The sequence below is a fragment of the Methanobrevibacter sp. 87.7 genome (assembly GCF_002208625.1).
Classification (GTDB): domain Archaea; phylum Methanobacteriota; class Methanobacteria; order Methanobacteriales; family Methanobacteriaceae; genus Methanarmilla.
Window position 1 is genome coordinate 1 of sequence record NZ_MRCT01000072.1, and the last position, 9,412, is coordinate 9,412.

Consider the following 9,412-nt stretch of genomic DNA (forward strand, 5'->3'; position numbering starts at 1 on the left):
TATTTATATTATAAGAAATTAGAAATATTTTAAAAAAATAGTTTATATTTTTACTTAAATAAATCATAGGAGGATTTATTTATGGAATTAAATGAACTTGAAAATGTAATTAAAAAACATGATTATAATAAAACTATTGAAAACGAAAACATAATAATAACACTTAATGAACCACATGAAATGTTTCTAAATAATATTAACTTATATAATAGAATCCAAAAAATAATCTTAAACAAGAAAGAAAATAGCTATATATTAGAATTATACAATAATCAAGGACATAAAAAATTCAGCAAAGATTTAACTGAAGTAAAAAGTTTAAGAATTTACATGAATCTTTAAGCAATTCAATTTTATTATAATCCTTAAATTTTTATATTATTTTTTAACTAAATGAAATTTTTGGCTAGACGCTTTAGTCATTATAAAATTTTTATTTGGAAATACATTAATTAGAAAATTTAAAATTTCATCCATTTCCTCTGCTTTTCTTCTATAATTTTTATAGGAATTATTTATTCTTGATCTAGCTTTAAGTTCAAAATCCTCTCCTTCAGTCATAGATAAAATTTCAAATAATTGACTTTCAAGATCAAGAGATTTAGCAACTTCAAATGTCTCCATCAAAACTGCAGAAACACCTTTCGTATATAAACTTCTTAATGTTTTTAATGTTGAAACATCACCTGGAATTTTACTTACAATAATAACGTTTAAACCATAATTATTTAATATTGCAAGATCTTCAGCTTTTGAACCAGAAAATAAAATTAAAGAAGGTTCACTAGAAACTTTACCAATTATTGCACCATCAACAAAAGGATTTCTTAAATCAGGTTCATCAGTATTTGAAAAAATACTATGTTTTGATTCTTCTTCAATTACTGGATGATCTTTTTCAAATAAATCTGCTATTTTAATTGTTGTATCAGGTGAAATATTATTTAAATCTATATAAATATTATCTTCCATTAAATCAGCATATTTTTCTGCAACTTTCAATGCATTAGCTGGAGAATTTGCAGAAATTACAATATCAGAACCTTTAATTAAGGTTTCATATGAATCTAAAATTTGAACATCTGACTTAACTGCTAATTCTTGAGTTTTATTACTTCTACCTTTAACAACTGTAACTGTTCTTATACCATTTTTTGACAATATATTTGATAATACTGATGAAACTTCTCCAAACCCTATAAATCCTACAATCATATTTTCACCTATAGATATAAACATCAAAAATCTAAGTTAATTTTTTAATAAAAACATATCATTAACATTTACATTAATCATTTTAGCAGTAGCAGGACATTTTGCACATGCTAAATAAAACACGTCTTTATCAGATAAATCTAATTCTGTTAAACCTTCAAAATTACCTAATCCTTTAGATATTATAAAATCAGAATTATCAAAAATTTCTTTAAATTCCGAAGATAATTCACAATATACTAATCCAACAGTATCTTCACCTGTACTAACAATATTTGCATATTCATTAAGACCAACTTCAATTGCATCTTCCATACATGCATCATTTACAATAGGTTTTTCTTTAACTCCAATTGTAACATTAATATCATAATCTTTTATTTTCTCAAGAAGTAATTTATCAAAAACAATTTCTCCAGTATTATCTACTAAATATAAAACATCATCATATTTTTTTAGAGCCTCTTCTAATTTATCAACATCATTAATCTTTAAATCTTTATTTAATGATTCTTCCATTAAAGATTTAATATCTTCATCTAATTGAAAAGCTCCAAAATCAATCATATTTCCAACAATAGATAACTTAACATAAGATTCAAGTGTATCATTTAATACTTTTTTAGCTTCAGGTAAAAATTCTAATGCCATTTCATTTGATAATTCTTTCTGTTTTTTATATGGATCAAATGAATTAGTCTTATTTTTAATTAATCTATGAATTTTAGAACCTAAATAATTAGAATTTGCTCCATCATAATATTCTTTAGATAATAATTCAAAAACATCTTCCATTAAGGATACTTTTAAATCATCATCATCAGTTATTAAATCCATTGCCTCTCTTGCTTGACGTAAAAAACAAGGTGCACATTCATAATGAACTTTAATATTATCACCAATATTTTATTTGTTATTTTATAATAATAAAAATAGTGGAAATTTTATAATATTCTAAAAATAATAAAAAGATAAAATAAAACCAAACAAAAACTAATAAAAAAACACAAAAAATAGATAAAATAAAACTAAATAAACTAATAAAAAGAAAATTAAACAAAAAATAATAAAAAAGTTAAAAATTAAAGATTAACCACCATAAATAATTTGGATTAATTTAATTTCATCACCATCTTGGATTTCAGTATCTTCTACAACGATATCCCCATTTTGTTTAGCAACAACTGTTTCTGAAGATAATTCTAAATCATCTAAAACATCTTGAATAGTTAAACCTTCTTTAAAATCTTTAGTTTCTTCTTTATTTTGAAATGATGCTGTAAAACTCATAATAAACCTCCAATCATTAAATTAAAATAATAAATAAAAATATAACTATAGTTATAATATATTTCTTTTTATTTATAATAATTACTATTTTAAAATATTTTTAATTAATCTATAAAAATAAAAAATTAAAAAATTAATAATTAACTCTTTAAAAAACTTATAATTAAATATTAAATTATTAATTAAATTGTTTAAATAGTTAATAATTATTAATTAACTCTTTAAAAAGATTATAATTAAATATTAACTTCTTTACCTAATTCTTTTAAAAAAGTACAAGCACGACATAATTTGTTAGAAGAAGGTTCACCACAAATTTCACAATCTCCATCATGATACTCTAGAGCATAATTTTCTTTTACAAGAGGTTTGATTTTATCATAACCTTTTAATGTAGAGTACATAATAGTTGGATGATTTTTACTTAAATCTTTAAGAATATTAGCAACTTCCATTCTAAAAGATTCTTGTGCATAAGGACATCCTGCTAAATGAATTTCTAAACCTTTACAAAGAGCATATAATCCCACTTCTTTTTCAGGAATTTCACGTAATGGTTTAATTTTAGGTGTAAATTTTGGACTTTTTGAAGTAGTAATAGCTCCAAGAGAAGATAAATTATTAATATTTCCCTCTAAATAATTCATTAAAATAGCTTCAGATTCATCATCTAAATTATGTCCTGTAGCAATTTTAGTTGCACCAAATTTTCTAGCTTGACGATTAATAATCCAACGTCTAAAAACACCACAATAAGTACAAGATCCTCTGTGATTATCAGTTTTCATAATCTCATCAAGATCTATATTAAAACAATCTTTAAATGATACAACTTCATGTTCAATACCAAGACGTTTAGCATGATCTACTGCAATTCTTACACCTTCATCTCTATATCCTTTAATTCCTTCATCAATAGTAACTGCACATAAATCAATTACATGTCTTTCACGATAAGAATTTAAAATATCTAAAGTTACTACACTATCTTTACCTCCAGATAATGCAACCATAACTTTATCTCCTTTTGTTATGAGTTTTTCACGTCTTATAGTTTTTTGTACTTTTTTCTCAATACTTTTTATAAAACAATCACTACATAATGATTGACCAGATTGTTTACGTGTTATAACAACCTTTGGATTTCCACATTTTGTACATACTGTCATAATACCACAATAAATATAATTAAAATTAAAAAAATAAAAAAAGAAGATTAGTTCATATTTGCTACAAAGTCTGCAAGTTGATTTAAAGTATTTACTTCATATACACTAGCACCTGCATCACGATATAAAGAAACACAACTATCTACAACATCCCATTTATACCTATCTTCAGGATTTAAAATAATAACTTTTTTAGCATCATGAGCCATTTTCCTTACTAAATCTACACTTGCAGGAACACCATTAACTTTAGGACCTGCCCAATCTCTACAATCTGAAAGAATAATAACATAAGTTTTATTACTTATTTTTGCTTGTTTCATGAAAGATTTAAATGCAGTATACATATTAGAAGTTCCATGAACCATAGCATTTTTTATACGCATATCCCTTACTTCTACAAAAGATTCTAAAAGATATTTAGATTTTAATGCATCAGTTGTTTCAATAGTTTTATTATCAAATTCAAAAGTCCTTGAATCTTTAAATGCAGACTGGCAAGAATACATTAACATAAAAAACCAACTACTAATCCATTCACAAGACCCACTTATATCATCTAAAAATAAATGTTGATTTCTACGATTACGAGGTTTAGCTTTAATTAGATCTAAAGTTGTACCTCCATATTTAAGATTAGTACGAATAGTTTTTCTAATATCAATTTTATTAGTATGTGCTTTATTTTTACGTCTTGAACGTTTATTAGCAATACGTCTACCTAACTCTTGACATAACTCCAACATACGAGGATCAAAATTATTAAGTTTAGTTAAATCTTTATTTAATAATTCAGAATCTTTTTCAAGATTTTCTTCATGTTCAATTAAAGGTGGTGCACCCATAAGCTCCTCAAGAGATTTATTTTTAAAATTATTATTATCTTTCTTTTTAGATTTACTATTTTTAGGAAGTTTTTTAATCCTCATTTTATTACTATGATTAAAATTATTTTTAGCAATTTTATTAGGATTAACTTTTTCAACTTCCTCATTAATAGGTTTTAAAGTAAAAACTTTTTCAAATGCCTTATTAAATTTAGGAATATCATATTTATTTTTTACATAAACAGATTTAAGTGCATTTTTTAATACATCCCTATCAGAACCATCTAAAAGAGAACATGCATCATATGCAGTCTGAGTAGTACGTACACTAACATTTACTCCATCATTTCTTAAATCATTTGACAAGTTAATAATTTGATTAATATCAACCATTTTAATCACAATAATTCCTTTTAAACATCTATAATCTTTTAAAAAGAAAAATTGAAAAATTCTTAAAATTATATAAAATTAAGAATTTATTGATATTTCTCTTTAAATACGTCTTTTAATACTCTCTCTTTATCAGATTGATTTTTAACAACAGAACCAACACTTGCTTTAAGTGCTTTATCCTCATCATCTATATCTAAACTTAATACAGATCGAACCCAATCTACACTTCCTCTTACAGATGGTTTTTTAAGTAAATTTAAAGAACGTATTTTATTAACAAGATCTACAACTTTTCCAATTAAATCTTCATCTGCTTCAGGAACTTTTTTCTGAACAATATTAATTTCTCTTTCTCTTGATGGATAAGAAATATATAAATATAAACATCTATCTTTAGTTTCATCAAGTAACATTCTTTGAGAATTTGAAGTTAATATAAATATTAAATCATTTTTTAATGGGAAAGTACCTAAATCATTTACAGTGATTTCTTTTTCACCTAAAGCTTGAAGTAAAAAACTTTCTACCTCTTCATCTGCTTTATCAATTTCATCAATAAGAATAATGGAATCTTTCTCATTTGAAAATGCAGAAAGTAAAGGTCTTTTAATAAAATAAACATCTTTAAAAATATCTTCATCAATATTAGTTTCTTGACCTTTAACTGCTTCTAACTCAAGAAGTTGTTTCTGATAATTCCATTCACCAACAATTTGTTCAAAAGTAATACCTTCATAACATTGAATTCTAAAAAAATCTCTATCTAAAGATTTTGCAATAGTTTTTGCAAGTTCAGTTTTTCCAACTCCTGGAGGTCCTTCAATTAAAATTGGTTTACCTAATGCTAATGATAAGTATACAGTAGTAGTAATTTCAGAATTAGAAACATAATTATTTTCTAATAATTTATCATCAATATTTTTAACAGTTAAATCTTCATTCATAAAAATAACCTTATAATTAAATGCTAATTTTAAATAATTAATATAGATTAAATAAAAATTTTAAAATTAATATATTACAATTATTAATATAATTATTTAATAGTTTCTATTTTATATAATATAATAATTAAGTTTTAATTAAAATTAAATTTTCTAAATTAATCAAAGTAAAAACAGTTTTAAAAATAAAGCTTATAAGTAAAATTAGATATATGGAAAATTTAATAATTTATATTAAATATAAATAGAATAATGAAAGTTTTTAAATAAAAAAAGAAAAATTTTTAAAAACTAATAAAGGAAGTTTAAAATGAATAGAAAAACATTATTAAATGGAGGAATAATTATTTTAATAATTATTATTGCTGGAATTACTTTAATATACAATAATAGCAATAATAATATTAATTTTACAAATAATAATAAAATAAGTTTAGAAGGTAAAAATACTACAATTAATGGATACAATTGTATGATACCTGATCAATATCAAAATGGTTGTGTAACCAATAAAACAAGTTACAGTTTATATGGAACTGATAATGATAGTTTATATATTACAGTATACAGTAATGACGACGATGGAGATAAAATGTATAATAGTGACATGTCTTACTTTGCTGAAGGTGAAAACAACCAAGATACTGGTTTAAAAACAGAAAATACAACAGTAGATAATCACCAAATACTTTATGTAAGTCTTCATTCAGAAACTAGAGGAGATTATAGATTAGCATTCTTTAAAGTTAAAGATAAAAGAGTTATGATAGAATGGTTAGGTAATGACATTAATAATAATATTAAAAATATAATTAACAGTTTTTATCAACTCAATTAATAATTCTTACAATTAAAATAAAAACTCAAAATCTTAAAAATTAGAATTTATGAAAAATAATAAATATATTTAGAAATATATTAAATACGAAGACAATTGACAATTATTATAATATTAATAAGTTTTTACTATAATATAAAATATTAATTGTGAATTATCTTAATTATTTAAAATGAAAAGATTAATAATATAAATATAATTGATTTTATACAAAAAATATGGATGAGAAAAAATGGAAAAAGAAGATATAATCATTTTAATTCTCGTAATTGCCATTATTGCAGTAGGTATTGGTATAGTATTTGCTATGAGTAGCCAAGGAGATGTAAAACTTAATAATACAGCTAATAATACTACCAATTTAACAGCAAACAATACAAACGATACCAATATCACAAATAGTGGAAGCGATAGTTCTGTAGAAAGTACTACTACCTCTGATGGTAATGGATACTACAGTACAAGTGATTCAGGTTCAAATTATGAATCTGGAAGCAGTTATAGTGAATCAGGTTCAGATTATAGTGGAAGTAGTGACAGTGGAAGTAGTGATAGTGGATCAGATTCTGGCACTTACGACCAAGGTTATGCCGATACTTACGACCACCCATATACTGGTTAATTATAACAAATAAAATTATTATAATATTATATTTAAAATATAATATTATACCAAATCTTTTTTTAAAAATTTAACTATTTTTATAAATTAAAACTAATTACATAATTTAAACACTGGATTTATAAATTTACTAATTTTATATATTAAATAATTTTATTAAACAAATACTAAAAAAATAAACTAAATTTATAAAAAGCAAAATACTTATTAAAATACTAATTTTATAATAAACTAAAAAAATAAGATATTAATTCAAAAATATAAAAAATAATAATTTCATAATAAAATAGCTAAAAAATAATTAAAATGAAAAAATTAATTTTCATTCCAATTTAAAGGTTTATTAAATAATGAGAAATCCTGGACATATTCTTTTCCAGTAATCATTGCAATTCTAGCTTTTTGAAGTTCACTACCCATATAAGCAGCATGATCCATCATAGAAATAAGACCTTGCCTTACAAGTTCATCATATATTTCTTTTGGATATTTACCTTCAACAACAATATCCGGTTTATTTTTCTTGAAATGAGTTACTCTAATTTTTCTATCTTCAAATTTATCTGCATAATCTACTATTATTTTAAAACTACCTGCACGATCACGTACAAATCTTTTAGATTCTTTTGCTTTAATAACTTCCAAATCAGAAGTATCTTCAACCATAACTTCACCAAGAATATCTAATCTCTGTTTTTTATCTTTAAACCTTAAAAGATTTATACCTAAATCTTTAGGTATTGATGATCTATGTTTAGCTAAAAACATCATTTTACTTGCAACAGCAAGTTCATAAACACTACCTTCCGTTTTTCCACTTTCTTCAGGAGTAAATAAAACAGATGCACCAATTTCCATAGCAATACCTGCAAGTAAAGTATTAGCACCTACAGAATCAGTATCCATAAGTTCAGTTACATTACCTACACCAAAGAACAATGGATATGGACTTTTATCTTTAAATTCTTTACATGCAATTATAGAATCTACAATACTTGAACTATTTACAGGATCAAGAATTAAATCTGCGATAAAATCAATTGGTTCATCTGGAGAATATTTATCACAATAACCAATAAGTTCATTAATATAATCTAAACGTTCATCTATAGTATGAGGAACTTTATTTACAGCAAAATTTGTTGGAAGAAGTACTGCTGGAACATTGTACTTATGTAATAATGGTACCAGTTCTTCTGCATGACCTAAATCTAAACTTAAAACAAGATCAATACCATTTTCAAGAGCAACCTTAATTTCTTTAGGATTTAATGTATCAATACTTAATGGTCTATCTCCAACAATTGGTCTTAAAGTTTTAATTAAATCAGGAATCATATCAGAATTATCTTCACCTGCAGCCATTCCAATATCAATCATATCAGAACCACTTTCAACAAAATGTTTACATTTTTTAATTAATGCTTCTTTAGAAAGAGAAGGTGCATTTGCAATTTCAGATAATACTCTAATTGGAAAATCTTCACCAACAGGTAAATTTCTAACTAATATATTATTTGGTTTTTTAAGAAGTTCTTCTCTTTTATCAGTATCATTTTCAAAATCTTCAATAAATTGAAATGCTCTTTTTCTTTTTTCCTCTTCAATTAATTGATCAGCCGCTTTATCAGTAGCTAAATTAAGATCACTAATTAAATCAATTACCATACCTAAATCAGCGCAATCAGTTGGTCCTTTAAATGTAGGGATACCTAACTTCTCATTAATTTCATTAGTTGTTTTTCTTATTAAACCTGGAACTAAAATCATATCAATTGTAGACAATTCATCATCATAATTATCTTTAACTTCTTTAATAATTTTATTAGGAGTTAAAAAAGCAGCTACCTGAGTATTTGCTTTATGAACAATAACATCCTCTTTTGAGTCTTTTACAATATCCATAATTGCAGGATATGCAAGATTTCCAGTAACAATAAGTATTTTCATAACAATCCCTTTAATAATCAATATAGTACATATTTATTTTACTAATTAATTAAATTTTTTTAAATAATCTTATAAATTTATAAAAATTTAATAAAAATAAAAAAATATTCGTAAAATAAGATTTAAAAATCAAATAAAATTAAAACATATAATAATAAAAA

The 9,412-nt window shown here is 23.7% G+C and carries 10 protein-coding genes; 3 read left to right on the forward strand and 7 right to left on the reverse strand.

Features of this window, described 5'->3' with window-relative positions; translation table 11 throughout:
• Positions 1-81 precede the first annotated feature (81 nt).
• On the forward strand, positions 82-342 hold the full coding sequence (locus BGI41_RS04755; RefSeq protein ID WP_088539086.1) for a hypothetical protein: 261 nt from the start codon (positions 82-84) through the stop codon (positions 340-342).
• Positions 343-378: 36 nt separating this feature from the next.
• Here the strand turns inward: BGI41_RS04755 and BGI41_RS04760 are convergent, their stop codons facing one another.
• From BGI41_RS04760 to BGI41_RS04785, 6 genes are all read right to left on the reverse strand, one after another.
• Positions 379-1,215, reverse strand: coding sequence for an NAD(P)-binding domain-containing protein (locus BGI41_RS04760; RefSeq protein WP_158211965.1), 837 nt, complete (start codon positions 1,213-1,215; stop codon positions 379-381).
• A 36-nt stretch (positions 1,216-1,251) separates the two neighbouring features.
• Positions 1,252-2,106, reverse strand: coding sequence for a DUF89 domain-containing protein (locus tag BGI41_RS04765; RefSeq protein WP_088539088.1), 855 nt, complete (start codon positions 2,104-2,106; stop codon positions 1,252-1,254).
• 198 nt (positions 2,107-2,304) lie between these two features.
• Positions 2,305-2,505: a sulfur carrier protein ThiS gene (thiS, locus tag BGI41_RS04770; RefSeq protein ID WP_088539089.1), complete on the reverse strand. Its 201-nt coding sequence runs from the start codon at positions 2,503-2,505 to the stop codon at positions 2,305-2,307.
• 236 nt (positions 2,506-2,741) lie between these two features.
• Positions 2,742-3,674, reverse strand: a complete 933-nt coding sequence (locus BGI41_RS04775) for a TIGR00269 family protein (protein WP_088539090.1) — start codon at positions 3,672-3,674, stop codon at positions 2,742-2,744.
• 47 nt (positions 3,675-3,721) lie between these two features.
• Positions 3,722-4,894: a VWA domain-containing protein gene (locus tag BGI41_RS04780; protein ID WP_088539091.1), complete on the reverse strand. Its 1,173-nt coding sequence runs from the start codon at positions 4,892-4,894 to the stop codon at positions 3,722-3,724.
• Positions 4,895-4,980: 86 nt separating this feature from the next.
• Entirely contained in the window at positions 4,981-5,841 is an 861-nt protein-coding gene (locus BGI41_RS04785) for a MoxR family ATPase (protein ID WP_088539092.1), read from the reverse strand.
• Positions 5,842-6,151: 310 nt separating this feature from the next.
• On the opposite strand from BGI41_RS04785, the gene BGI41_RS04790 reads away from it, so the two are divergent.
• Together BGI41_RS04790 and BGI41_RS04795 are read left to right on the forward strand one after the other, a co-directional pair.
• Entirely contained in the window at positions 6,152-6,679 is a 528-nt protein-coding gene (locus BGI41_RS04790; protein ID WP_088539093.1) for a hypothetical protein, read from the forward strand.
• Between the two features lie 232 nt (positions 6,680-6,911).
• A complete protein-coding gene (locus BGI41_RS04795) occupies positions 6,912-7,301 on the forward strand; it encodes a hypothetical protein (RefSeq protein ID WP_088539094.1) in 390 nt (129 codons plus the stop codon).
• 315 nt (positions 7,302-7,616) lie between these two features.
• Here BGI41_RS04795 and BGI41_RS04800 read toward each other — a convergent pair whose 3' ends face one another.
• Entirely contained in the window at positions 7,617-9,251 is a 1,635-nt protein-coding gene (locus BGI41_RS04800; RefSeq protein WP_088539095.1) for a dihydropteroate synthase-like protein, read from the reverse strand.
• Positions 9,252-9,412 lie beyond the last annotated feature (161 nt).